Genomic DNA, 26,944 nt, shown 5'->3' with positions numbered 1-26,944 from the left:
AATGTCCGAGATAGAAAAAATTTTTATCGAAAATCAGAGTGAAATGTTACAACGCTCGGACATTTCAAAAAAAGTGGTTATATCTTACCTTACAGGAAGCATAATAGAAAATTCTGAGCCTTGCCTCAGCTCTGAAACAACCTTGATATAGCCCCCTTGCCTTGTTACAATCTCACGAGCCAAATACAAACCTATTCCCACACCCTGTTGATCGTGTACTTCTTCCTCACGATAGAAGCGCCGGAAGATGGCAGCCTGATTGCTTTCTGAAATGCCCTTGCCGGTGTCGGTCACTTTGACCTCTACGTACATTTCCCACTGAACCACTGATACAGAAATCTTTCCACCTGACGGAGTGTATTTTACTGCATTGTCCAGCAGATTGAAAAGGGCTTCGCTTGTCCACTTGCTGTCATGGGAGATTATCAAATTTTCCGGGCAATCCACGGATACAGCAATTTCTTTTTTCTCTGCGGCATATACAATACTGCTCATGGCTTGTGCAAGCGTATGGAATAAGCTGCTGTCTTTCTTTTCTAATCGTATTGCTCCGGTTTCCAACCGGGACGTTTTAACCAGTGCTTGGAACAGAAAATCCAGTTTATCAGTCTGACTACGTATGCCTTGTAAAAAGTCCATCCGTTCTTCTTCTGAAACAGGCTTTGTTAAAAGTGTGTCCGTTACCATTTGCAAATTGCTGACAGGCGTTTTAACTTGATGTGAAATATCAGAAATCAGCATTTGAAGCTCCTGTCGTTCCATGTCTACCTTGTGCCGGTTTTTCTGCATAATCTCATACAACCGAATTAAGCGGTGGTTGATACGGGCAAAAAGAGTTTCACTATCATTTGACTTTTGTAATTCCTCGTTTCCATCAATCATGTTGTCCAGCGTCCGGCACAAATTAGAAGTAAAATGAGAAAGGCGTTTTCCAAAAATCAGCACCAATAGCCAAATCCAGAAAAACGCACAGAGTGTCAATGTTCCACCCACTATAAAAATTCGTATATCCTGCATTATACCGCCGAAAATACCGGTAATTACCAGCATAGAGAAAACCATGCCAGCACTAACCAGTCTACAAATTTTCTTAGCAGAAAGGTTATTCAGATTCATTTCTTTTCGCCTCCTGTCCATTGATACCCCATACCATAAACCGTTTTGATATATGTGTCGCCATCCGCTTCAATCTTACTGCGAATACGGCTGATAGAAGTAGTAAGGGTATGTTCATCTACATATTTTTCATCAACATCCCACAGTTTTTCTAAAAATTGTTGGCGAGTAAGTACCTGCTTCGGATTTTTAAGAAATAGGTTCAACATTTTATATTCCATCGCAGAAAGTGCTAATGGTTTCCCGTTCAAACTTGCAAATTGTTCCGAAAAATCCAGAAACAAGCTACCATCCTCGTAAATATCCTTAGCTGGTTTGTGATGCTCCAACATAGCGAACATGGCTTTGATTTTTCGCTGCAAAGCACTAATCGAAAAAGGTTTCGTGATATAATCCACTGCACCAGCTTCATATCCCCGTATCTGATTGCTTTCCTGATCGTTGGCAGTTAGAAATATAACTACTGTATCAGGATGCTCTGGCTTGATAAGACGGCATAGGTCATAACCATTTCCGTCTGGTAAATTTATATCCAGCAATACCAAATCAAAAATGTTTGTTTTTAATGATTCAGCGGCTGTCCTTGCATTCAGAACAGAAGTTATTGTGTAACCGTCCAATTCCAAATTATAAGTAAGCGTTTTATTCAAAAGATTATCATCTTCGACAATTAAAATATGCTTCATATTATCACTTCCTTTTCTTTTTGCAGATAGTATAACAGGCAAATGTCCGAGAATTGTTACAAGGACAAATATATTTTTCATTTTACAGCTTTTTTCTGTGTACTGCAATTTTATAAAAGAAAGGACAGCAGTGTCAAATTGCTGTCCTTTCTTTTATCATAGCTGGTAGTGTATAAGCGTGGGTTCATCATATCGGGTGTGGTATCTTTAACTACAGGAAACTCCCTACAACACTATCTCACTTCTTGCTTAATAAAGTTCTAATGAATCTTCTGTATCCACCCACATCTGTAAATTGCCATCAAGATATAATCTTGCATATTCCAAAGGCTCATCCACAGCCAATGAAGTAAGCGCACATTCTGATCCATATGTGGTTTTTAAATTTTTTTCAGCTTCCCAGCAATCAATGCGAAGCATATATCCAGCACTTGTGTAAACATCAATACTATCGTGGTTTATATTATATTCTGCATAAATTGTTCTCATCGTATCTTATCTCCATTTTCTTTTGATAATCAGTTACAGAGTTAAATATCGAAAACATTTCAATCAGTTCACCATGTCGTTATTGTTATATGTTATATTGTGTTATGAAATTTTCTTTCCCTTAATTTTTCCCATATTAAGGTTCATGAAAAGCAATGGGAAAATGTAACACAAGGGAAAGAGTAAGGGAAAGTTCACTTGCTACAAACTTAGTATTTTCAAGGGTTTGCGAAGAATTTGATAATCAAATATAACAGTTATTAAATTTCCTAAAATATGTGAAATATCAACTGAAATTTATCTCTTACATTTTATCATATTCTATCCCAAAACTCTATTCTTAGATTGCCAAAGAGCAGCCTTCCGACTGCCCTTTCTGCTCACATATACACGCTCTCTTTCAACACAATTTTCTCCGCACATACCTTTATATTATTTATCAATCCAACCCATTTCATCAGATCCTGCATTTTCAGTTGTTCCTTCACACCTTGTTTTTCCTCAATCTGCTTTACCAAGGTTTCCACCTGCTCTCTGGTCTCCTGATCGACTCGGTTCAGATGTGCCGTCAGCTCCCCAGTCATCAATAAATACTGGTATCGTGCCGGTCTATGCTCTTTCAGGAACTGTTTCCGCAACATTCCGTATTTACCATATGTCGGTTCTCCCTCATTCACTGCCAGATCTGGCAGGTAATAGTCTCCATGCAGTGTGTAACTTAATCCATTGCTTTCATCATAAATGTGCTTTTTCATCATCTTATCTCTCCATTCCTCTGTTTTTTATTTCATTTTTCTTACGCTGCTGATTCTCCATCTCGCTCTTTCTGGCTCCCCAGGCAAGTCTTTCGTGAATACTTCCTGTTGGCATTTGCTCCATTTGTCGCTTTTCTTCTAATGCCTTCTGCTCCTGTATATCCTGTTGTACCGCATCATCTACAGCATTTTCTCCAAGAACACTCACTACCCGGTCATATCTATCAGAAACATCCTGCAATTGTTGTTTTTCATCAAATAACTGCTCTTCTTCACGCACTGTATCTAGCTCTCTTTGTATTTGGTTATATGCTTGCTTTGTTTTCTGATATTTGTGTTTCCATTTTTCTACTTCTTCGGCAAGTTTTTTAACCTGTGCAGCCATCGCTGCAATTTTATTTTTCACCTGAGTAAACAATGGTTTTATTTTCTTATCCCGGTAAGTTGTTGCACGTTCCAATGCACCAGCTTCTGGAAGTAGAGTTTTCACTGTTCCATATTCCTTTATTTCTTTGCTGACATTATCCATTACCGGCTGTAACCGTTCTCTGCGTTCTTCCAGGCTATGCAGATCTTTCTCGGCTTTTTCCGCACGCTTCTCAGCTTCCTCTTTATCTTTAACTGCCTGCTCCTTGTCATCTTTTAAAAGCTGGATATCAGCTCTTGCTTCCGCAATCTGTGCAGTCAGTCCTTCTTTCTCAGCAGTAAGATATTCTTTCTCCTGTTCCAGTGCCTGCACTTCCTTTTTACGCTCTTTTTTCTTAAAATTATAAACGTCCGGATGTTCCTCATGAGTACCTTTCTGTTCCCATTCAATTCCATATTGCTTTGCAATCTCTGCCAGAACTTCTTTTTCATGATTTATCCACTGATTCAGTTCTGTATCATGCTTATTTCCACCTTGAAATCCAAGACAGGACTTTTTCAGGAAATGGTGTCAATTTAAAAATGTCTATGAAAAGGAAAAAGCTGAAATATTAGCTATCGAAAATCAAGATAAAAGACAGGAAGAACTAGATAAGCTGAACGCTACTCAGGACGAATGGAAACTGCGTGCTATGTGAACTACGATAGGTTGTCATACTATTGTTAAAAAGGGCACTGAGGGGAATGACATCAAGACTTATGATCTGACTTAATCCACAATCACATCTCTAATTTGTAGATAGATTCACTTTATCTGTTATCAGATTTGCGAAAATTATATATTTTGTTATCATTCTGTTATCACAAACGGTTGTCAGGACACTCTCCCGGCAACCGTTTTTCTATACTGTTCGTTATTCTTTTCCACTCTTTTTTATATTTCCAGGCAACAGAAAAACCTGTAGAACCGAAGTTCTACGGGTATCTTACGTTTGGACACAACGTTATCTTACGATAACAAATCTATTGTATATGCGCCAATCTCACGACTTCGTCGTTCGTTCGTGGGCATTCGTAAAATGCCCACTTCCAAAGCGATAAAAAAAGAGACTTGCAAGCAAGCTTGCAGTCTCTTTTTTTATCGCCTTGATTGGCGCTTTATTCATTGCTTTCGCGTATATTACTCGATGATTGTAGCAACACGTCCTGATCCTACAGTACGTCCACCTTCACGGATAGCGAAACGAAGTCCCTGTTCCATAGCTACTGGATGGATCAGTTCGATTGTCATTTCTACGTTATCACCAGGCATGCACATTTCTGTTCCTTCTGGAAGTTCGCAAACACCTGTTACGTCTGTTGTACGGAAGTAGAACTGTGGTCTGTAGTTGTTGAAGAATGGAGTATGACGTCCACCTTCATCTTTTGTAAGAACGTATACCTGTGCAGTAAACTTGTGGTGGCAAGTTACTGAACCTGGTTTACAAAGAACCTGTCCTCTTTCGATTTCGTCTCTCTGAACACCACGAAGAAGAGCACCGATGTTGTCACCAGCCTGAGCTTCATCAAGAAGTTTACGGAACATTTCAACACCTGTTACAACTACTTTACGTGTTTCTTCTTTAATACCAACGATTTCTACTTCATCAGATACGTGAAGTACACCACGTTCTACTCTACCAGTAGCAACTGTACCACGTCCTGTGATAGAGAATACGTCTTCTACAGGCATAAGGAATGGTTTGTCTGTATCACGTTCTGGATCCGGAATGTATGAATCAACTGCATCCATAAGTTCCATGATCTTGTCTCCCCATGGTCCGTTCGGATCTTCAAGAGCTTTAAGAGCTGATCCCTGGATGATCGGAGTGTCATCTCCTGGGAATTCATATTCATCAAGAAGTTCACGGATTTCCATTTCAACAAGTTCAAGAAGTTCGTCGTCGTCTACCATATCACATTTGTTCATGAATACAACGATGTACGGTACACCTACCTGACGAGAAAGCAGGATATGCTCTCTTGTCTGAGCCATAACACCATCAGTAGCAGCTACAACAAGGATAGCTCCATCCATCTGAGCAGCTCCTGTAATCATGTTCTTTACGTAGTCAGCATGTCCTGGGCAGTCAACGTGTGCATAGTGACGTTTCTCTGTCTGGTACTCAACGTGAGCTGTAGAAATTGTGATACCACGTTCTCTCTCTTCTGGAGCTTTATCGATATCTTCAAAGTTCTCTGCTGTGTTTCCTGGTACTCTTGCTGCAAGTGTCTTTGTGATAGCAGCTGTAAGAGTTGTTTTACCATGGTCAACGTGTCCGATGGTACCGATATTACAATGCGGTTTTGTTCTTTCAAATTTAGCCTTTGCCATTTTGAATATCCTCCTTAAATATACCACCCAATAGGGCATTTTAGTTTACGATGTTTTAACTCGGCTAATACTGATTATATTTCATAAAGTACAGTTTTTCAAGCCTTTTTCGTATTTTTTATGCGTTTTTGTTAGATAAAATCTTTTCCTGAACAGACTTCGGAACTGGCTCATATTTTTCGAAGAACATTGAGTAGTTTCCACGTCCCTGAGTTCTGGAACGAAGGTCTGTAGAGTATCCGAACATTTCTGAAAGCGGAACATATCCTCTAACGATCTTTCCACCGCCGAGGTCATCCATACCTTCGATACGTCCACGACGAGAGTTGATATCACCGATAACATCTCCCATGTACTCTTCCGGCATAGTAACTTCAACTTTCATGATAGGCTCAAGGAGTACCGGGTCAGATTTCTTCATAGCATCTTTGAATGCAAGAGAACCTGCAATGTGGAATGCCATTTCTGAAGAATCGACTTCATGGTAAGAACCATCATATACGGTTGCATGAATACCTACTACAGGGAATCCACCAAGAATACCAGCTTTCATGGCTTCTTCAATACCTTCGCCTACAGCCGGAATGTATTCCTTCGGAATTGCGCCACCGACAACAGTAGAATCGAATTTGTATGTTTCTTCACCATTGACATCCATTGGTTCAAATTTAACTTTACAGTGTCCGTACTGTCCACGTCCACCTGACTGTTTAGCATACTTGCTGTCAACATCAACTGCTTTTGTGAAGGACTCTTTGTATGCAACCTGCGGAGCACCTACGTTAGCTTCTACCTTGAATTCACGAAGAAGTCTGTCTACGATGATTTCAAGATGAAGTTCTCCCATTCCGGCGATGATTGTCTGACCTGTTTCCTGATCAGTATGAGCACGGAATGTTGGGTCTTCTTCTGCAAGTTTTGCAAGAGATTCACCAAGTTTACCCTGAGAAGCTTTTGTCTTAGGCTCGATAGCGAGCTCGATAACTGGTTCTGGGAATTCCATAGATTCAAGGATTACCGGATGCTGTTCATCACAGATTGTATCACCTGTAGTTGTGAACTTGAATCCGATCGCTGCTGCGATGTCTCCTGAATATACTTTATCCAATTCCATTCTCTTGTTAGCATGCATCTGAAGGATACGTCCAACACGTTCTTTTTTATTCTTTGTAGCGTTCAATACATAAGAACCTGAATTCATAGTTCCTGAATATACACGGAAGTATGCAAGCTTACCTACGAACGGGTCTGTCATGATCTTGAATGCAAGTGCAGAGAAAGGTTCTTCATCTGAAGAATGTCTTACTACTTCATTACCATCTTCGTCAACACCCTGGATTGGCGGGATGTCTGTCGGAGCCGGCATATATTCAACGATTGCATCCAGAAGTTTCTGAACACCCTTGTTTCTGTAAGCAGATCCACAGCAAACCGGTACTGCTGTACATTCACAAGTAGCTTTTCTAAGAACTGCTTTGAGCTGATCTACTGTCGGGATTTCGTCCTCAAGATACATCATCATAAGTTCGTCATCCAATTCGCAGATCTTTTCAACCAGTTCTGTATGGTAAAGCTCAGCATCTTCTTTCATGTCATCCGGGATTTCACATACTGTGATGTCATCACCCTTGTCATCATTGTAGATGTAAGCTTCCATTTCCATAAGGTCGATGATTCCCTTGAAATCATCTTCTTTACCGATTGGTAACTGAAGAACGATAGCGTTCTTACCCAATCTTGTCTTAATCTGTTCTACAGCGTTGTAGAAGTTTGCACCTAAGATGTCCATCTTGTTGATGAAGGCCATTCTTGGTACGTTGTATGTGTCTGCCTGACGCCATACGTTTTCTGACTGAGGCTCAACACCACCCTTAGCACAGAATACACCTACAGCACCATCCAGTACACGAAGTGAACGTTCAACCTCTACAGTGAAGTCAACGTGTCCCGGAGTATCAATGATATTGATACGATGCTCAAGAGCACCTTTTTTCGGTTTTGTATGATCTTCAAGTGTCCAATGACATGTTGTAGCTGCTGAAGTGATCGTGATACCTCTTTCCTGCTCCTGTTCCATCCAGTCCATGGTAGCAGTTCCTTCATGAGTATCACCAATCTTATAGTTAACACCGGTATAGTATAAGATACGCTCTGTAAGAGTGGTCTTACCAGCATCAATATGCGCCATAATACCGATATTTCTGGTTCTCTCTAATGGATATTCTCTTCCAGCCAAGATTTTTTCCTCCTATAATTAGAAACGATAGTGAGCAAATGCTTTGTTTGCTTCTGCCATCTTGTGCATGTCTTCTTTCTTCTTTACAGATGCGCCAGTGTTGTTAGCCGCATCAAGAATTTCATTTGCAAGTCTTTCTTCCATTGTCTTCTCGCCTCTGTTACGAGAGTACAGTGTAAGCCAGCGAAGTGCAAGAGCCTGTCTTCTGTCTGCTCTTACCTCGATCGGTACCTGATAAGTAGCTCCACCGATACGTCTTGCCTTTACTTCAAGTACAGGCATGATGTTGTTCATTGCTTCTTCAAATACTTCGATAGCTGGTTTTTCAGCTTTCTCTGCGACTTTGTCAAATGCTCCGTATACAATTTTCTGAGCTACACCTTTCTTACCGTCAAGCATGATGTTGTTGATAAGCTTTGTAACTACCTTGTTGTTGTATAACGGATCCGCTAATACGTCTCTTTTCTGAGTATGTCCTTTACGTGCCACGGTTCTTCCCTCCTTATACATATTGGCAAAGCTTTGCTTTGCGTGAATAATTCATCGGTACTCACATGTGTCTTTCTATGTGTATCGTTGGCGGGACAATCTCCGATGCCTGCCACGTGGCAGGCAATATCTGAATTAAACCCGCAACCAACTATTCTCATAGTTCTGTTTGTGATACGATTTAGTTTCGTTTTACACTAAAATCAAGTGCTTATTTCTTTGCGTCTTTTGGTCTCTTTGCTCCGTATTTAGAACGAGCCTGACGTCTCTTTGCAACACCTGCTGTATCAAGTGTTCCACGAACGATATGGTATCTTGTACCCGGAAGGTCCTTTACTCTTCCTCCACGGATAAGAACAACGCTATGTTCCTGAAGGTTGTGACCTTCTCCTGGGATGTAGCTTGTTACTTCGATTCCGTTTGAAAGACGTACTCTGGCGATCTTTCTAAGAGCTGAGTTCGGTTTCTTCGGTGTAGCTGTCTTAACTGCTGTACACACACCTCTCTTCTGTGGTGCAGATGTGTCTGTAGCTCTTTTCTTCAAAGAATTGTATCCTTTCTGGAGAGCCGGTGCAGTAGATTTCTTTACAGCTGTCTGACGACCTTTTCTTACTAACTGGTTAAATGTTGGCATCTCTTTCACCTCCTATGAAGTAATAATTGGTTACGATTTTAAACAAGTTCTGTTTAAAATGCGCAGAAAAACAGTGCATCGTTTTTCGCACGCTTGTTTATTGTAGTATATTGCAAAAAAAAAGTCAAGGTATTCTGAAAAATATTTTCCAAATCATACCTTGACTTTTTCTTCATTTTTATTCTGTACTTACGGATCCTTCGATTATTTCTCCGTCTTTTACTTTTTTGATCAATCCAATGATCTCAGCCACTGAATTTTCATCCGGATACGTTACATAAAGCTCTTCATCTCCTGAAGAATAGCAGATATCTGTTCCCCCGGTTCCATCCGCTGCCACGGAATAAATATTCCATTTTGCATTGGTTCTGAGCTGAGTCTTGATCAGCGACTGGATCTGGCTGGAAGTAAAGTTCGTATCCACACCATCGCTGACGCTTTCAATAATATCGCTTGCCCCACGGAGCATTGCCGGTGACATCATCTTTTTAATGATTGCAGTGATAACTGCCTGCTGATGGACTCCTCTTCCGTTGTCCCCGTCTGGCAGTGCCTGACGTTCACGGCAAAAAGCAAGTGCACTAATACCATCAAAATGATTCATTCCTTCATTTACATGAATCTCTGCACCCGACTCCCATCCTGTATCAAATTCGAGATCTGATTCAACATCCAGTCCGCCAAGTGCATCAACCACACTGGTCATAGATGTAAAATTAACTCTTCCGAAAAATTCGATATCTGTATCATAAAGTTCTTCCAGCGTCTGCATAGACACATCCACACCATAGATTCCTGCATGTGTCAGTTTGTCGTCCTGTCCTCCGGATACTCCCGGGATTGGTACATAATAATCTCTAGGGGTCGTAATCAGTAATACCTGATGGCTCGTCGGATTGACAACCGCTACGATATTGACATCGCTTCGTCCCTGTTCTGTGATATCACCATTTGTATCAATACCACTCAAATAAACCGCAAATGGCTTTGTAACGCTTTCATCAGATGTATCGCTTTCAATTTCAACAACAATATTGTGCTTATAAATAACCTTTGTATCCTTTGTAAAGGTTGAATACTGTTCCTTGATAATATTACTGTAAGCTGAGTTGTAGATAATCGCATCTACTTCTCCGTCATATAATGCCTGTGCTTCTTCTCCCAGATTACTGTATTCCTGAAGAGTAATGTTCTGTCCCAGTTCCTTTTCAATCTGTTTGACTGCCGACTTCGTCTGGTCTCCACCAGTCGCATACTGAACACCAAATGTATATCCGGCTGCTGCTGATAAAGTATCTGCATTATCATCCGCCTTTACCGCAACTACCATGGAACTTGTTTTCTTATTGCTTCCGGTAATCTTCTGGAATGCATTATTTACTTTTCCTATATAGAAAGAACCCACTCCCAGAATGATGCAGATCAGTATACAGAATATCTTTCCGCCAATTCCTTTTCCTTTTGCCGCTATCTGTGTCAGCAAGGTAATTCCAAGCAGGATCAGCAGTACTCCGATCAGTACCAGGAAATAAGTAGAAGTAAGTACATTGAACAGCATCACATTCACTGCAAGTACTACAGACAGAATAAACTGGATAATTACAAGTATAATTCCAATCGTTCTGCTTACCCGATTTTTCTTTCTTCCTCTACGCCGTTTATTTTTACGATTCTTATTATTCTCCGGGTCAGACATCTTTCTTATATTCTGATAGTCTTCTTCCGGTCTTCTTTTCTTCTTATCATTCAAAGATGATTTCTTTTTCGGTCGTTCTCTGTAGTAATCTTCCTCATCATCATAATATCGGGCAGATCTTCGGTCTTCTTCATAAGCATACCGGTTCTTCCCCTTAGCCCGTCTGCTTACTTCTCTGCTGTTATTGATACTTCGCATATTTCTATTAGAAGTTCCATCAGACGATCTTCTCCTTGCTGATTTTCTCTGTTCCATATACACTCACTTTCATTTGTTACATAACTATTACACGATATGACACTTTAATTACAATTACATCTCTATATAATATCGTTTTTACCTTATATTGTCAATATTTTCGTGTCAATCCACATTTTGTGATTCTGCACAATTCTTCTGGAAATTTTTTAATCTGCCAAGGCATATAGTGTTTTTTCACAGAAAGTTCCATCGGAATTTCTCATAAAACAAAAAGAAAACGAAGAACTCTTCTTAAGTCCTTCGCCTTCTTTATTATATTACTACTTTTTATTTATCTTCTACAAGATGGCATGCCACCTTATGTCCAGGAGCAATCTCTTTCATCTGCGGCATTTCCTTAAAGCAACGTTCTGTCGCATGCTGACATCTCTCAGCGAAACGACAGCAGTTCTTCGGATTGATCGGGCTTGGGATCTCACCCTTGATCGGAATACGCTGGTTCGCTTTTGCTTTATTCGGATCTGCTTCCGGGATTGCAGAAAGCAGTGCCTGTGTATATGGATGCATCGGATGAGCATAAAGTTCATCTGTCTCAGCAGTCTCGACCATTGTTCCGAGGTACATAACAACTACACGGTCAGAAATATATTTTACGACACTAAGGTCATGCGCGATAAACAGGTAAGTCAGTCCTCTTTCTTCCTGCAGTTCTTTCAGCATATTGATAACCTGTGCCTGGATAGACACATCAAGAGCTGAAATCGGCTCATCACAGATGATGAATTCCGGATCAACAGAAAGAGCACGTGCGATACCGATACGCTGTCTCTGTCCACCTGAGAATTCGTGTGGGAAACGTGACATATGATCTTTATTAAGACCAACTGTAGCAAGCAGCTGCTCTACTTTTGCATCTGCATCCTTTGTTGACATTCCATGCTGTTTCAGACCTTCTCCAACGATATCCTTAACAGTCATACGTGGGTTCAGTGATGAATACGGGTTCTGGAAAATCATCTGTACCTTCTTACAGAATTCTTTCTGCTCTGCATGATTGTATTTGAAAATATCTTTTCCATCATAATATACATTTCCCGAAGTCGGATTGTATAACTTGATCATGGTACGTCCTGTTGTAGATTTACCACAGCCGGACTCACCTACCAGGCTGACTGTCTCACCTTTATAAATATCAAATGTAAGATCATCAACCGCTTTTAAGGTTTCTTTACGGCTGATTTCAAAATATTTACATAAGTTTTTCACCTGTACGAGAGGCTGTTTTTTTTCTGTATTTTCCATTTTACACCTCTCCTTTCTCAGTTACTTTTCTTCTCATGTCTGTATCCGGTGCATATTCATGCTGCAGCCAGCAACAGGTTTCATGTTCTTTTGAAAGCTCATAAGTCTGTGGCGGCATATCTTTACAGATTTCCATGCAGTATTCACATCTTGCTGCGAACGGACATCCTTTCGGAGGTGCAAACAGATCCGGAGGTGTTCCTTCGATTGGCTGCAATTTGTGGCCTTTTGCTGTATCCAGTTTGGCAATTGAATGCATAAGTCCTTTTGTGTAAGGATGTGCTGTATCATAGAAAATCTCATCTACAGATCCACGTTCTACGATCTTTCCTCCATACATAACCAGTACACGGTCGCAAAGCTTTGCGATAACACCAAGATCATGTGTGATCAGGATAATAGATGTCCCAAGTGTTTTCTGAAGATTTTTCAGTACATCAAGAATCTGTGCTTCAATTGTAACATCCAAAGAAGTAGTCGGCTCATCGGCAATAACGATGCTCGGGCTTCCTACCAGAGCGATCGCGATCATAACACGCTGTTTCATACCACCTGAAAGTTCATGTGGATACTGTTTGTAACGGCGTTCTCCATCAGAGATACCTACCATTTTAAGGATTTCAAGTGCTTTTGCTTTTTTCTCAGCTGCACTCATACCTTTTCTTCCGACGAATACTTCTTCAATCTGTTTTCCGATACGCATTGTCGGGTTCAATGAGGTCATAGGATCCTGAAAAATATAACTGATCTCTTTTCCACGAAACTGACGAAGTTCTTTTTTGTTCATTTTCAGAACATCTTTTCCTTTATAAAGAATCTCTCCGCCTTCAAAGAATCCAGGCGGTTCTGGATTCAGTCTCATCAGGCACTGAGAGGTAACACTCTTTCCACATCCAGATTCTCCAACTATACCAAGAATTTCTCCCGGACGGACTTCAAAGCTGACATCACGAACAGCTTTTACAACTCCACCGTATGTACGGAAAGAGAATTGCAGATTTTTTACTTCCAATAAATTTTCCATCTTCTATACTCCTTCCTACTCGGTTCCTCTAAGTTTCGGGTCAAATGCATCACGAAGCCCATCACCAAGAAGGTTCAGTGCAAGCATTGTTGTACAAATCAGGAATGCCGGTACAAATACCTGGTACGGATGAATTCTCAGCTGTGCGATTCCGTCTTTTGCAAGTACACCCCAGCTGCAGTTCGGTGGTTTAATACCCAGACCGATATAGCTCAGGAATGCCTCCTGGAAAATAGCTCCCGGAATAGCCATTGTCAGGTTTGTAATGATAAGTCCCATGATATTCGGTAAAATATGTTTTACAATGATTACGATATCCGGCACACCAAGGATCTTGGCTGCAGATACGAAATCAGATTCTCTCAGTTTTAATACTTCACCACGAACGAAACGACATCCACCGATCCATCCGACGCAACACATAGCAAGAATCAAACAGTGTACACCGTTACCAACAACTACCATAAGAAGAATGGTAACGATCAGACTTGGGATTCCGTATAATACGTCAACGACACGCTGGATAACCATATCGATCTTGCCACCGTAGAATCCTGAGATACCACCCATGATAGATCCAACGATTGCATTGATGATGCTGGCTGCAAAACCAATTGTCAGAGATACTCTCGCACCAGACCATGCACGAACCCAGAGATCACGTCCAAGAGAGTCTGTTCCAAACCAATGTGCTTTTGAAAAACTCTGGTTCATCTCTGCCACACTCTGTGTTGCAATGTCATATTTGCTGAACATTGGAACAAAGATCGCCATAAGTACATAAAGTCCAATCAGGCACAATGAGAAGAATGCAATCTTATTCTTGCGGATTCGTCTCCATGCATCCTGCCAGTAACCAATATTCGGACGGGAAATAGACTCCATTGTCTTTGTATTTTTTCCTACAACTTTAAACTGTTCTTTTGTAATTTCTGCCATTTCTCGTCACCTACCTTTTTTTACCACTCAGACGGATTCTCGGATCTACAATACCGTATAAGATATCTACAATCAGGATTGACACGATCAGGAATGCTCCGTAGAAGATCGTCATACCAAGAACCAGTGTATAATCTGCCATGTTAATACTGTCTACATAATGTTTTCCCATTCCAGGGATTGCGAAAAGGGCTTCGATTACGAATGTTCCTGTTAATACAGATGCAACTGTCGGTCCCATAATGGTAATGATCGGTGTGATCGCATTACGGATCTGATGTTTAACTGTAATTCGGAAATCCGATAAACCTTTCGCACGTGCTGTCTTTGTATAATCTGAAGATACAACTTCCAGCATACTGGAACGCATCAGACGGGAAATGGATGCCAGTGTATAGAATCCAACCGCGATTGACGGTAAAATTGTGTGCTTAAAGCTTGTGTACTGCGCAACCGGAAGAATCTGCCATTTGATTCCGAAGAAATACTGAAGTACAGATCCCATGATGAAGTCAGGAATCGATGTACCAATGATCGCAATCAAAATACAGACGAAGTCCAGTTTCTTTCCTCGATTCAGTGCTGCTACAATTCCAAGGATCAGTCCGAAGAACAGTGCAAAGCACAGTGAACGGATTCCCAGGTCTGCTGAGTATGGGAATGAGTCAGCAATAATACGGTTAACTGTCTGACTTTCATACTTCATAGAATACCCCAGATCACCATGAAGCACATTCTTCATATAAGTTATATACTGCTCTGCAAGCGGTTTATCCAAACCATAGTAAGCTTCCAGATTCGCTTTGATCTCCGGTGTCATCTTGTCACTTGAGAACGGATCTCCCGGCATCAGACGAACCAGGACGAATACAACACTTGTAAGTACCAAAAGTGTTACGATGGCTAATGCAACTCGTTTAGCTATATATTTTGCCATTCTTTTGTCTCCCTTCATTTTTCTTTATTTGATAGCTTTGATTATTTCACATACTTCCTATTGGCTGATACATACCAAATCTACCCCTCAAAATAATCAAAACCCTCAAATAAGCAGCCGGTGCGGACCAGTAAGTCCGCGCCGACCGCAAGGTATGTTACCATCCAACTGTATTATTCGCTGATGTCTGCATATACCAGATCGAAGTCATATCCGACAAAGTATACATTGAAGTTAGAAATCTTCGGATTGATCAGATACTGGTCTCTACGTAACTGAAGCGGTACAAGAGCGGAATCTTCTTCAAGGAAGATCTTTTCTGCCTGGAACAGCATATCCTGTCTTGTCTTAGCATCTGTCTCTGTCTGAGAATCTTTAAGAAGCTTATCGTATTCAGCGTTCGCATATCCAGAGTGGTTATACTGACTATCGCTGATCCACAGTTCCAGATAAGAGTATGCGTCAGAGTAGTCCGGAACCCATCCTGTTACTACCATATCGTAATCTTTTTCAGTTTCCATCTGAAGTCTCTGTTTGTAAGTTACCTGGTTGATTTCTACTTTAATACCAAGGTTCTTCTGATACTGTTCCTGAAGAACTTCAGCCTGCTTCTTAGCACCATCTGTATCAGTTGTAAGAAGAGTAATCTTGATGTCTGCCGGATTAGAAACGCCCATTTCTTTCATTGCTGCATCCAGATATTCTTTTGCTTTATCATTATCATTTTCTGCCGGGAATGGTGTATATGGATAAGCTTCGCCGTATGTCTGGTCATCTGCCGCCTGCACGTTTGGAAGTACAAGTCTCTGTGCAACGTCATATACGTCATTGTTAACCAGCTTGTTGTATTCTGTTCTGTTGATTGCATAGTTCAAAGCAAATCTCAAGTTCTTGTTAGCAAGCGGTCTGTCTTCTGACATGTTGAGCATGATGTAATCATCTGCACCTGTATAGTAGAATTCAGTATTTTCTGTATACTGATCTGTCATTTCAGTAGGTACAATTGTGATATCAACTTCGCCCTGTTCCCACATAGCAACCGCTGTCTTAGCATCTGCAACTGTCTTTACGCAGATTTCATCAAGCTTGATGCTGTCTGCATCCCAGTAATTTTCATTCTTAGAAAGGATCATTTCATCGCCGTGTTTCCACTCTGTCATCTTGAACGGTCCGTTATAAACAGATTTTTCCGGATCAGCTGCATATTCTTTTCCGTATTTTTCTACATAATCTTTTCTTGTAGGACCGAATGTTGCCATAGCAGCCATACTAAGGAAGTATGTAGCCGGATGTGCAAGTTCGATAACAACTGTCTTGTCATCTGGTGCAGATACGCCAAGTTCATCGACAGGTACAGAACCTTTATTTACTTCTGCACCGTTTTTGAGGATATATCCGATGAATGCGTAATCGCTTGCCATTTCTGGATCCATAAGTCTCTGGATACCATAAACATAATCGCCTGCTTTTACATCTTCTCCGTCAGACCATTTCAGTCCATCACGAAGGTGGAATGTATAAGTAAGTCCATCATCTGAAATATCCCAGCTTTCAGCTGCATCTGGTTTGACTTCGCCTTCCACGTTACGTGTCAGCATCGCATAGGTGCAGATTTCTGCTGTTGCACATGAGATAGAGTTACTGTTCTGTGGATCCATAGAAGGAAGGTCTTCACGAAGTGTGTAAGTAATTCTCTTCTTTCCTGATGAAGCACTGCTGTCATCTTTCTTGGAATCTTTGGATCCCGGTGTACCACAGCCAGCAAACATTGTTACTGTCATTGCTGTAGCAAGTAAAGCTGCTAATAATTTCTTTTTCATAAATGTTGTCCTCCTTTTTCATTTATAATTCTATTAGCTCATGTGTAGCACTGATCAGGTTTTCATATCCGTCTTTTGTGATGATGCCCTGATCCTCAAGTCTGACACCACCCCAACCCGGAATATAAAGTCCTGGTTCTACTGTCATTATGCTGTTCTCCTGTAAGATATTCTCACAGTTCAGTCCGATATTCGGAAGTTCATGGACGAACAGCCCAACTCCATGACCGATTCCTGTATAATTATACGGAAGGTATTCTGTATCTTTGATTGCTTCAAGCGAAGCTTCATAGCAGGAAGTTCCTGTCACACCGGCTCTTACAGATGCTTCTGTATCTTCTGTCATACGACGGCAGAGATCATAAACTTCTCTCTGTTTGGCGTCTGCCTTGCCGACAACTACTGTTCTTGTCATATCTGAAAGATAACCTTTGTACTGGCATCCATAATCCATCAATACGAAATCACCGTATTCGATTGGCTTACTGTCCGGAATCCCGTGAAGCAGAGAGCTCTTTGCTCCTGAAATAACGATTCCACCGTACGGTTTGGTATCTGCACCTTCCATTACCATGTAATGTGCAAGTCTGGATGCGATTTCTTTTTCTGTCACACCCGGACGGATGTCTTTTATAATTTTTTCAAATGCTCTGGATGCGATATCGCAGGCAACGGTAAGGTTCTTGATCTCTTCCGGCGTCTTGATCGCGCGGAAGCCTTCGATTACGTTCAGCGTCGGAACCATCTCAGCACTGAGTTCAGCCTGCATAGAGTTCCATTTTTCAAATGTCAGATGATCCTGTTCAAATCCAATTGTTTTAACTCCATCTTTGTCTGCGCAATATGCAACAGCTTTCCCCATGCTGTAGCCAAAATTGATTCGCCAGTTTACAAGTTCGTAATCCGGACATTCATAAGATGCCTGCTCTGTGTATCTTGCATCAGTGATAAAATACTGATTCGCCTTTGTGATAAAAAGGAATGAGTCTTCCCCCGTAAATCCGCTGATACAACGTACATTCGCCGGCTTTGCAATATAAAACGCATCCAGTCTTTCTTTTTCCATGTACTCTCGCAATTGAGTTAATCTGTCCATTTTTGTTCTCCTCTCATGTACTTTTGTTCTTCTGAGACGGTATATTTACCAGATATGTCCGCCCCTCTGCGACAATGTAATACTTTACTAAACCGCAGTCTAGTAGTGTAAACAAAAGAACGCCATGATTTGCATCATGACGTCCTTGTCTTCTTTCAAAGGTCATAGTTTCACGCTATGACGTCTATGTTTAATTATTAGATTGTCCGTATTGTATGTATAAAATCAGTCTTTATACACTTTCGTAAATAACACTGTCTTCAGAGTTGCGTGAATTTCGAAGAAACCCCGTTTTAACAGTTCAATTTTGTAAATTCACTTAGATGAATATTTATTCATATGTGTAATTTTCCTTATTATAGAACCATACTCTAAGATTGTCAAGAGGAATGCTATTTATTTCACAATTTTATTTTCATTCCTTTCAAACCGTCTTGGTACATCCCGGTGATATACCCATATACTGACACAAGGTTCTTTTCCGGGATTGGAAATACTATGACGCTCTCTGCTCTTTATATATACACTGTCTCCCGGATGTAAACTGCAAATTTTTCCTTCCACCTCTACATTCAGAGTTCCTTTTATCACCATACACATTTCCGAAAAGACATGACGATATTCTTCTTTTTTCGCAGATTCTCCCGGTTCAATCGTAATATATTCAAAAATCGATTCTCCCTGACCAAAGTCTGCAACCTCAACCGTCATATTTTCTTCCGGATAAAGATGCTTACTCATTTCTTCTCTGTGTATAACCGTCTTTCCCGGCATTTCCCCTTCCAGTGCATACTGTATATCAATATCCAGTGCTTCACAAATTCGCGCAAGACTGTCCACATTCGGAGATGTCTTATTCTGTTCCAGCATACTCAGATAGCCCGCTGAAAGTCCTGTATATTCTCCCAAAACCCGGATTGTCATCATTTTCTTTTTTCTGCATTCTCTGATCCGTTCACCAATATGAGCTAAATCCAGCATATCACACCCCCTGATTTTCGATTGATTATTTATATGCTACTGTATTTTTTCATATTTTGCAACCCTTTATTTTTGTAAAGTGTTAAAGAATCGGAATTATTTTTCAAATATTTTTGTTTTTCATGTCTTTAAAGCAAGAAAAGCAGACACGCCATTCAACGTATCTGCCTCTCTTAGCATATAAAGCCTATTCTTCAACTGTAACTGTTTCGTCAGCATTTTCTTCGGTTTCAACAGTTTCTGCTGTCTCTGCCGATACTTCAGACTCAGTATCATCATCCATATCAAAATCATCAAAACTGATTTCGTCGTCCATATCCATACCAAGACCTGTATCAAGTTTAACGTCACGGTATTTTCTCATACCTGTTCCTGCCGGAATCAGTTTACCGATAATGACGTTCTCTTTCAGACCGATCAGGTGGTCAACCTTACCTTTGATAGCAGCCTCAGTCAGAACCTTGGTTGTCTCCTGGAAAGATGCAGCTGACAGGAAGGAATCTGTTGCCAGGGATGCCTTTGTAATACCAAGCATGATCTGTTCTCCTGTTGCAGGTTCTTTACCTTCTGTTACCATCTGTTCATTTACATCGTTGAACTCAAGGACATCTACCATTGTTCCCGGAAGGAATTCAGTATCCCCTCTTTCTTCGATGCGGATCTTCTTCAGCATCTGACGAACGATAACTTCGATATGCTTATCATTGATTTCTACACCCTGCAGACGGTATACTCTCTGTACTTCCTGAAGCATGTAGTCCTGTGCAGCACGAAGACCTTTGATCTTAAGAAGGTCATGTGGGTTCACGCTACCTTCTGTAAGCTCGTCACCGGCTTCCAGAACAGCTCCATCCTGTACTTTAATACGTGATCCATAAGGAATCAGATAAGTCTTTGTCTCACCTGTCTGCTGATTGGTAACGATGATTTCACGCTTCTTCTTTGTATCGTTCAGGTTTGCAACACCTGCGATTTCTGTGATGATAGCAAGACCTTTCGGCTTTCTTGCTTCAAAAAGTTCTTCGACACGAGGAAGACCCTGTGTGATATCTCCACCGGCTACACCACCACTATGGAAAGTACGCATGGTCAGCTGTGTACCAGGTTCACCGATTGACTGAGCTGCGATAATACCGACAGCTTCACCAACCTGTACCGGTTCACCTGTTGCCATATTGGCACCATAACATTTCGCACAGATACCAATGTGTGATTTACAGGTCAGGATTGTACGGACTTTCACTTTCTTAAGCGGTGAATTTCCATTTTCATCCACACCATATTTCATAATCTTTTCTGCACGTTTTGGTGTGATCATGTGGTTTGCCTTTACAAGAACATTGCCATCTTTGTCACAGATTGTATAGCATGAATATCTTCCTGTAATACGTTCCTGAAGACTTTCGATTTCTTCATTTCCATCCATAAATGCATGCAGATACATTCCCGGAATTTCGGCATCTTTGCTTACACAGTCAACCTCACGGATGATCAGATCCTGTGATACGTCAACAAGACGTCTTGTCAGGTATCCTGAATCGGCTGTACGAAGGGCAGTATCTGACATACCTTTTCGAGCTCCATGCGCAGACATGAAGTATTCCAGTACGTCCAGACCTTCACGGAAGTTTGACTTGATTGGCAGTTCGATCGTATGACCGGTTGTATCCGCCATAAGTCCACGCATACCTGCAAGCTGTTTGATCTGTTTGTCAGATCCACGGGCTCCGGAATCTGCCATCATGAAGATATTGTTGTATTTATCAAGTCCTGTAAGAAGGGCTTCTGTAAGCTCATCATCTGTTTCTTTCCAGGTTTCTACAACCTCTTTGTAACGCTCTTCTTCTGTAATAAGACCACGTTTGAAGTTACGTGTGATCTTATCAACCGTTGACTGTGCTCTTGCGATCAGTTCCGGTTTCTGTGGCGGTACAGTCATATCTGAAATAGATACAGTCATAGCTGCTCTTGTAGAGAGCTTGTATCCCATTGATTTTACATGGTCAAGTACTTCAGCTGTAGCTGACGCACCATGTGTGTTAATAACTTTTTCAAGAATCTGTTTCAGCTGTTTCTTTCCTACATGGAAATCCACTTCAAGAACCAGTTCATTTCCTTCTTTTTCACGATCAACAAAACCAAGATCCTGCGGAATGATTTCGTTGAAAATGAAACGTCCAAGTGTAGACTCTACTGTACCGGTCTTCTTTGTTCCATCCGGCATCGTCTTTGTCACACGTACTTTGATTCTTGAGTGAAGAGTTACAACTCCGTTTTCATAAGCAAGGATTGCTTCATTCACACTCTTGAATACTTTTCCTTCTCCCTTGGCTCCCGGTCTTTCCTGCGTCAGATAGTAGATACCAAGAACCATATCCTGTGAAGGAACAGCTACCGGACCACCATCAGACGGTTTCAGAAGGTTGTTTGGTGAAAGCAGAAGGAAACGGCACTCAGCCTGAGCTTCTACAGAAAGCGGAAGATGAACCGCCATCTGGTCACCATCGAAATCGGCATTGAATGCGGTACATACCAGTGGATGAAGCTTAATTGCTTTACCTTCTACCAGAATCGGTTCAAATGCCTGGATACCAAGACGGTGAAGTGTAGGAGCACGGTTCAGCATAACCGGATGCTCTTTGATTACATCTTCAAGCACATCCCATACTTCCGGCTGAAGACGCTCTACCATTTTCTTAGCATTCTTAATATTGTGAGCAGCTCCGCTCTCAACAAGTTCTTTCATAACAAACGGCTTGAACAGCTCGATTGCCATTTCTTTCGGAAGACCGCACTGATAGATCTTCAATTCCGGTCCTACAACGATAACGGAACGTCCTGAGTAGTCAACACGTTTTCCGAGCAGGTTCTGACGGAAACGTCCTGATTTACCTTTCAGCATATCAGAAAGGGATTTCAGTGCTCTGTTTCCAGGACCTGTTACCGGACGTCCACGACGTCCATTGTCGATCAGAGCATCTACAGCTTCCTGCAGCATTCTCTTTTCGTTTCTAACGATAATGTCCGGAGCTCCCAGTTCAAGGAGTCTTCTCAGACGGTTATTTCTGTTGATAATTCTTCTGTACAGATCATTCAGGTCAGATGTTGCAAAACGTCCACCATCCAACTGTACCATCGGACGCAGATCCGGCGGAATTACCGGGATTGCAGTCATGATCATCCATTCCGGTTTGTTTCCTGATTCGCGGAAAGCTTCTACTACTTCAAGTCTCTTAACGATTCTTGCTCTCTTCTGTCCGGTAGCACCCTCAAGTCCTGCCTGCAGTTCAGCATAATCTTTTTCAAGATCGATCGCTTCAAGAAGTTCTTTGATCGCTTCTGCTCCCATTCCTACGCGGAAGCCATTGCCCCAGTTTTCTCTTGCTTCCTGGTATTCAGCTTCTGAAAGAACCTGCTTGTAAGAGAGATCTGTCTCTCCCTTATCAAGTACGATATAAGAAGCGAAATACAGTACTTTTTCCAGAGTTCTCGGTGAAAGATCCAGGATCAGTCCCATACGGCTCGGAATACCTTTGAAATACCAGATATGAGAAACCGGTGCTGCAAGTGCGATGTGACCCATACGTTCACGTCGCACAGTTGCTTTTGTTACTTCTACACCACAGCGGTCGCATACAACACCTTTATAACGGATCTTTTTGTATTTACCACAGTGGCATTCCCAGTCTTTGCTAGGTCCGAAGATTTTCTCACAGAACAGACCGTCTCTTTCCGGCTTCAGTGTTCTGTAGTTGATTGTCTCCGGCTTTGTAACTTCACCTCTTGACCATTCCAGAATCTTTTCCGGAGATGCCAGACCTATTTTAATCGCATCAAATGAAATCGGTTGATACGTTGGTTCTTTTTTTGTTTCTGTCATTCTCGGCATCCTCCTATTCTAAATCCATGTCGTCATCAAAATCATCGTTCATATCGCCATCAAAATCGTCGAAGCTGTCATCTTCCTCCGGCTCATCTTCTACATCAACCAGTTCTCCTTCTGAGAATTCCTGCTTGCTGTATCCGTGTTTGCCGTAATCTTCGTCGTTATTGTAGCGTCTGTCTCCTTCAATAATGTGATTCAGGTTTGTATCACCGTAATCTACACTTTCCATGATCTGAACTTCTTCATTGTTCTCATCCAGGACACGTACATCCAGACCGAGTGACTGAAGTTCTTTAAGAAGTACCTTGAAGGATTCCGGAATTCCCGGTTCAGGAATATTTTCACCTTTGATGATTGCTTCGTATGTCTTCACACGACCAACCACATCATCGGATTTAACTGTCAGGATTTCCTGCAGAGTATAAGATGCACCATAAGCTTCCAGTGCCCAAACCTCCATCTCTCCGAAACGCTGTCCACCGAACTGTGCTTTACCACCAAGTGGCTGCTGTGTTACCAGTGAGTAAGGACCGGTTGAACGTGCATGGATCTTATCATCAACGAGGTGATGCAGTTTCAGATAATGCATGTGTCCGATTGTTACCGGGCTGTCGAAATATTCTCCGGTACGACCGTCTCTCAGTCTTACTTTACCGTCTCTTGAAAGCGGAACGCCTTTCCACAGTGCTCTGTGGTCTCTGTTCTCATACAGATAATCCATAACTTCCGGAAGAAGTTCTTCTTTATGTCTTGCTTCAAATTCTTCCCAGGACAGGTTAACATAATCGTTCGCCAGATCCAGGGTATCCATAATATCAACCTCGTTTGCACCATCAAATACTGGTGTTGCGATGTTGAATCCAAGTGCTTTAGCAGCCAGAGAAAGGTGGATCTCCAGTACCTGTCCGATGTTCATACGTGATGGTACACCCAGTGGGTTCAGCACGATGTCAAGCGGACGTCCGTTCGGAAGGAACGGCATATCTTCTACAGGAAGTACACGGGAAACAACACCCTTGTTACCATGACGTCCGGCCATCTTATCACCTACAGAGATCTTTCTCTTCTGTGCGATGTAGATACGGACTGCCTGGTTAACTCCCGGTGAAAGTTCATCTCCATTTTCTCTTGTAAATACTTTTGCATCTACAACGATACCGTATTCACCATGAGGTACTTTCAGAGAAGTATCTCTTACTTCACGAGCTTTTTCTCCAAAGATTGCACGAAGAAGTCTTTCCTCTGCTGTCAGTTCTGTCTCTCCCTTCGGAGTAACTTTGCCGACAAGAATATCTCCTGCACGAACCTCAGCACCGATACGGATAATACCTCTCTCATCCAGATCTTTCAGTGCATCATCACCTACGCCTGGAATATCGCGTGTAATTTCTTCTGGTCCGAGCTTTGTATCACGGGCTTCTGCTTCATATTCTTCGATATGAACAGATGTGTAAACATCATTCTGTACAAGACGTTCACTAAGAAGTACAGCATCCTCGTAGTTGTAACCTTCCCAGGTCATGAATCCGATCAACGGGTTCTTACCAAGAGCCATCTCACCATTGGATGTAGAAGGTCCGTCTGCAATCACCTGTCCCTTTTCCACTCTTTCACCTTTGACAACGATCGGTCTCTGGTTGTAGCAGTTGCTCTGGTTGCTTCGCAGGAATTTGGTCAGCTTATAAGTCTTTTTTGTCTTGTCATCCTGTTTAATTGTGATTTCGGTAGATGTTGATCTCTCAACAATACCACCTTCTTCTGCAACGACACATACACCTGAGTCGACAGCAGATTTTACTTCCATACCTGTTCCGACTACCGGAGCTTCTGTAGTAAGAAGCGGTACTGCCTGACGCTGCATGTTGGATCCCATCAGCGCACGGTTCGCATCATCGTTCTGCAGGAACGGAATCAGTGCTGTAGCAACAGAGAATACCATCTTCGGAGATACGTCCATATAATCAAACATTCTCTTCTCGTATTCCTGAGTCTCATCACGGTAACGACCAGATACATTCTTATGAATGAAATGTCCTTCCTCATCCAGAGGCTCATTCGCCTGTGCTACATGATAATTATCTTCTTCATCCGCAGTCATATATACTACCTCTTCGGTTACAACCGGATTCTGCGGATCTGTTTTGTCAATCTTACGGTACGGTGCTTCTATAAATCCGTACTCATTGATTCTTGCATAACATGCAAGAGAGTTGATCAGACCGATGTTCGGTCCTTCAGGTGTCTCGATTGGACACATTCTTCCGTAATGTGAGTAATGAACGTCACGAACCTCGAATCCGGCACGGTCACGGGAAAGTCCACCAGGACCAAGTGCGGAAAGACGTCTCTTGTGAGTCAGTTCACCAAGCGGGTTATTCTGATCCATGAACTGTGACAGCTGTGATGATCCGAAGAACTCTTTAACAGCAGCAGTTACAGGCTTGATATTGATCAGTGACTGCGGAGAAATGCCCTCCAGATCCTGTGTTGTCATTCTTTCACGAACAACTCTTTCCAGTCTTGAAAGACCGATTCTGTACTGATTCTGGAGAAGTTCTCCAACCGCACGGATACGTCTGTTACCCAAGTGGTCAATATCATCATCTTTACCGATTCCATATTCAAGATGCATATTGTAATTGATAGACGCCATAATGTCTTCTTTTGTAATATGCTTCGGAATCAGTTCATGAATATTCTTATGAATTGCTTCTTTCAGCTCATCGATATCTCCGGCTGTCTCTTCCAGGAGTTCAGCAAGTACCGGATAGTATACCAGTTCAGTTACGCCAACTTCTTCCGGATCGATTCCACATACAGCTTTGAGATCTACCATCATATTAGAAAGTACTTTGATATTACGGTCACTTTCTTCTCTTGCGATCCACACATACGGAACAGCTGCATTCTGGATGGCATCTGCAAGTTCTCTGTCAACGACAGCTCCTGCTTCTGCAATTACTTCACCTGTCATCGGGCTTACTACGTCTTCAGCCAGCGTATGTCCTGTGATACGGTTCTTGAGCATAAGCTTCTTATTAAATTTATAACGTCCAACCTTTGCAAGGTCATAACGTCTCGGGTCAAAGAACATGCTGGTGATCAGACTTTCTGCACTGTCTACAGCAAGCGGTTCACCCGGACGGATCTTCTTATATAATTCGAGAAGACCTTCCTGATAGTTCTCTGAAGTATCCTTTGTGAAACTTGCGAGAATCTTTGGCTCTTCACCAAAAAGATCGATAATCTCAGCATTCGTTCCAATACCAAGTGCACGGATCAGGACTGTGATCGGCACCTTACGGGTTCTGTCCACACGGACATAGAAAACGTCATTGGAGTCCGTCTCATATTCAAGCCATGCACCCCTGTTCGGGATAACGGTGCAAGAGTATAATTCTTTACCAAGTTTATCATGCGCAATTCCATAATAAATACCAGGTGAACGCACCAGCTGGCTGACAATAACACGTTCCGCACCATTGATTACAAAGGTACCGGTTCTTGTCATAATCGGTAAATCACCCATAAAGATCTCATGTTCATTGATCTCATCTGTCTCTTTGTTGTGAAGTCTTACCTTCACTTTAAGCGGTGCAGCATAAGTAGCATCGCGTTCTTTACATTCCTCGATTGTGTACTTGGTTTCATCTGTGCACAATGTAAAGTCGACAAATTCCAGGCTCAGATGTCCGCTGTAATCGGTAATCGGAGAAATATCATCAAATACTTCTTTTAATCCTTCATCCAGGAACCATTTGTAAGAGTCGGTCTGAACTTCGATCAAATTAGGCATTTGGAGTACTTCTTTTTGCCGGGAATAGCTCATGCGCATACTTTTTCCGTTTGTGATGGGACGAATTCTGTTTTTCTCCATTTGACGTTTCACTCCTTATATGATAAATTTTCGGGTTATT

At 41.7% G+C, this 26,944-nt stretch carries 19 protein-coding genes; all 19 read right to left on the bottom strand.

Annotated features, from left to right (window positions below):
- Positions 1-84: 84 nt before the first annotated feature.
- The 19 genes from PGY05_RS03900 to rpoB all read right to left on the bottom strand — a co-directional run bounded on the left by PGY05_RS03900 (position 85) and on the right by rpoB (position 26,904).
- Positions 85-1,116, bottom strand: a complete 1,032-nt coding sequence (locus tag PGY05_RS03900) for a sensor histidine kinase (RefSeq protein WP_006859034.1) — start codon at positions 1,114-1,116, stop codon at positions 85-87.
- Positions 1,113-1,802 carry a response regulator transcription factor gene (locus PGY05_RS03895; protein WP_009265522.1) on the bottom strand — a complete coding sequence of 230 codons (690 nt, stop codon included), beginning with the start codon at positions 1,800-1,802 and terminating at the stop codon, positions 1,113-1,115. The genes PGY05_RS03900 and PGY05_RS03895 overlap by 4 nt, the downstream gene beginning before the upstream one ends.
- A gap of 249 nt (positions 1,803-2,051) precedes the next feature.
- Positions 2,052-2,291 carry a DUF6061 family protein gene (locus PGY05_RS03890; RefSeq protein ID WP_006859036.1) on the bottom strand — a complete coding sequence of 80 codons (240 nt, stop codon included), beginning with the start codon at positions 2,289-2,291 and terminating at the stop codon, positions 2,052-2,054.
- A gap of 380 nt (positions 2,292-2,671) precedes the next feature.
- Positions 2,672-3,046, bottom strand: a complete 375-nt coding sequence (locus PGY05_RS03885) for a TnpV protein (protein ID WP_211133819.1) — start codon at positions 3,044-3,046, stop codon at positions 2,672-2,674.
- A gap of 4 nt (positions 3,047-3,050) precedes the next feature.
- On the bottom strand, positions 3,051-3,785 hold the full coding sequence (locus PGY05_RS03880; RefSeq protein WP_270475386.1) for a hypothetical protein: 735 nt from the start codon (positions 3,783-3,785) through the stop codon (positions 3,051-3,053).
- Between the two features lie 807 nt (positions 3,786-4,592).
- Positions 4,593-5,786 (bottom strand): elongation factor Tu, encoded by a 1,194-nt coding sequence (tuf, locus tag PGY05_RS03875; protein ID WP_044999124.1) that lies wholly within the window; start codon positions 5,784-5,786, stop codon positions 4,593-4,595.
- Between the two features lie 118 nt (positions 5,787-5,904).
- On the bottom strand, positions 5,905-8,022 hold the full coding sequence (fusA, locus tag PGY05_RS03870; RefSeq protein WP_044999122.1) for an elongation factor G: 2,118 nt from the start codon (positions 8,020-8,022) through the stop codon (positions 5,905-5,907).
- A gap of 18 nt (positions 8,023-8,040) precedes the next feature.
- Positions 8,041-8,511 carry a 30S ribosomal protein S7 gene (rpsG, locus tag PGY05_RS03865; RefSeq protein WP_207642082.1) on the bottom strand — a complete coding sequence of 157 codons (471 nt, stop codon included), beginning with the start codon at positions 8,509-8,511 and terminating at the stop codon, positions 8,041-8,043.
- Between the two features lie 211 nt (positions 8,512-8,722).
- The gene (gene rpsL / locus PGY05_RS03860) at positions 8,723-9,145 is read right to left on the bottom strand and encodes a 30S ribosomal protein S12 (RefSeq protein WP_008373516.1); all 423 of its coding nucleotides are present in this window, start codon (positions 9,143-9,145) and stop codon (positions 8,723-8,725) included.
- A 178-nt stretch (positions 9,146-9,323) separates the two neighbouring features.
- Entirely contained in the window at positions 9,324-11,096 is a 1,773-nt protein-coding gene (locus PGY05_RS03855; protein WP_242856250.1) for an LCP family protein, read from the bottom strand.
- 273 nt (positions 11,097-11,369) lie between these two features.
- Positions 11,370-12,344 (bottom strand): ABC transporter ATP-binding protein, encoded by a 975-nt coding sequence (locus PGY05_RS03850; protein ID WP_008373513.1) that lies wholly within the window; start codon positions 12,342-12,344, stop codon positions 11,370-11,372.
- 1 nt (position 12,345) lies between these two features.
- A complete protein-coding gene (locus PGY05_RS03845; RefSeq protein WP_055155422.1) occupies positions 12,346-13,368 on the bottom strand; it encodes an ABC transporter ATP-binding protein in 1,023 nt (340 codons plus the stop codon).
- A gap of 15 nt (positions 13,369-13,383) precedes the next feature.
- Positions 13,384-14,307 (bottom strand): ABC transporter permease, encoded by a 924-nt coding sequence (locus PGY05_RS03840; RefSeq protein WP_008373509.1) that lies wholly within the window; start codon positions 14,305-14,307, stop codon positions 13,384-13,386.
- A gap of 10 nt (positions 14,308-14,317) precedes the next feature.
- Positions 14,318-15,244 carry an ABC transporter permease gene (locus tag PGY05_RS03835; RefSeq protein ID WP_022219960.1) on the bottom strand — a complete coding sequence of 309 codons (927 nt, stop codon included), beginning with the start codon at positions 15,242-15,244 and terminating at the stop codon, positions 14,318-14,320.
- Between the two features lie 173 nt (positions 15,245-15,417).
- A complete protein-coding gene (locus PGY05_RS03830; RefSeq protein ID WP_173685759.1) occupies positions 15,418-17,064 on the bottom strand; it encodes a peptide ABC transporter substrate-binding protein in 1,647 nt (548 codons plus the stop codon).
- A 22-nt stretch (positions 17,065-17,086) separates the two neighbouring features.
- Positions 17,087-18,160, bottom strand: a complete 1,074-nt coding sequence (locus tag PGY05_RS03825) for a M24 family metallopeptidase (RefSeq protein WP_008373503.1) — start codon at positions 18,158-18,160, stop codon at positions 17,087-17,089.
- Positions 18,161-18,556: 396 nt separating this feature from the next.
- Positions 18,557-19,141 (bottom strand): helix-turn-helix domain-containing protein, encoded by a 585-nt coding sequence (locus PGY05_RS03820; RefSeq protein ID WP_008373502.1) that lies wholly within the window; start codon positions 19,139-19,141, stop codon positions 18,557-18,559.
- Between the two features lie 187 nt (positions 19,142-19,328).
- The gene (rpoC, locus tag PGY05_RS03815) at positions 19,329-23,021 is read right to left on the bottom strand and encodes a DNA-directed RNA polymerase subunit beta' (RefSeq protein WP_044999120.1); all 3,693 of its coding nucleotides are present in this window, start codon (positions 23,019-23,021) and stop codon (positions 19,329-19,331) included.
- 13 nt (positions 23,022-23,034) lie between these two features.
- Positions 23,035-26,904: a DNA-directed RNA polymerase subunit beta gene (gene rpoB / locus PGY05_RS03810; RefSeq protein ID WP_022220336.1), complete on the bottom strand. Its 3,870-nt coding sequence runs from the start codon at positions 26,902-26,904 to the stop codon at positions 23,035-23,037.
- Positions 26,905-26,944: the final 40 nt, after the last annotated feature.

Origin of the sequence: Coprococcus sp. AF51-11b1, assembly GCF_027682785.1 — a bacterium.
Lineage (GTDB): Bacteria > Bacillota > Clostridia > Lachnospirales > Lachnospiraceae > Allocoprococcus > Allocoprococcus comes.
This window is presented reverse-complemented; position numbering and strand designations above follow the sequence as displayed.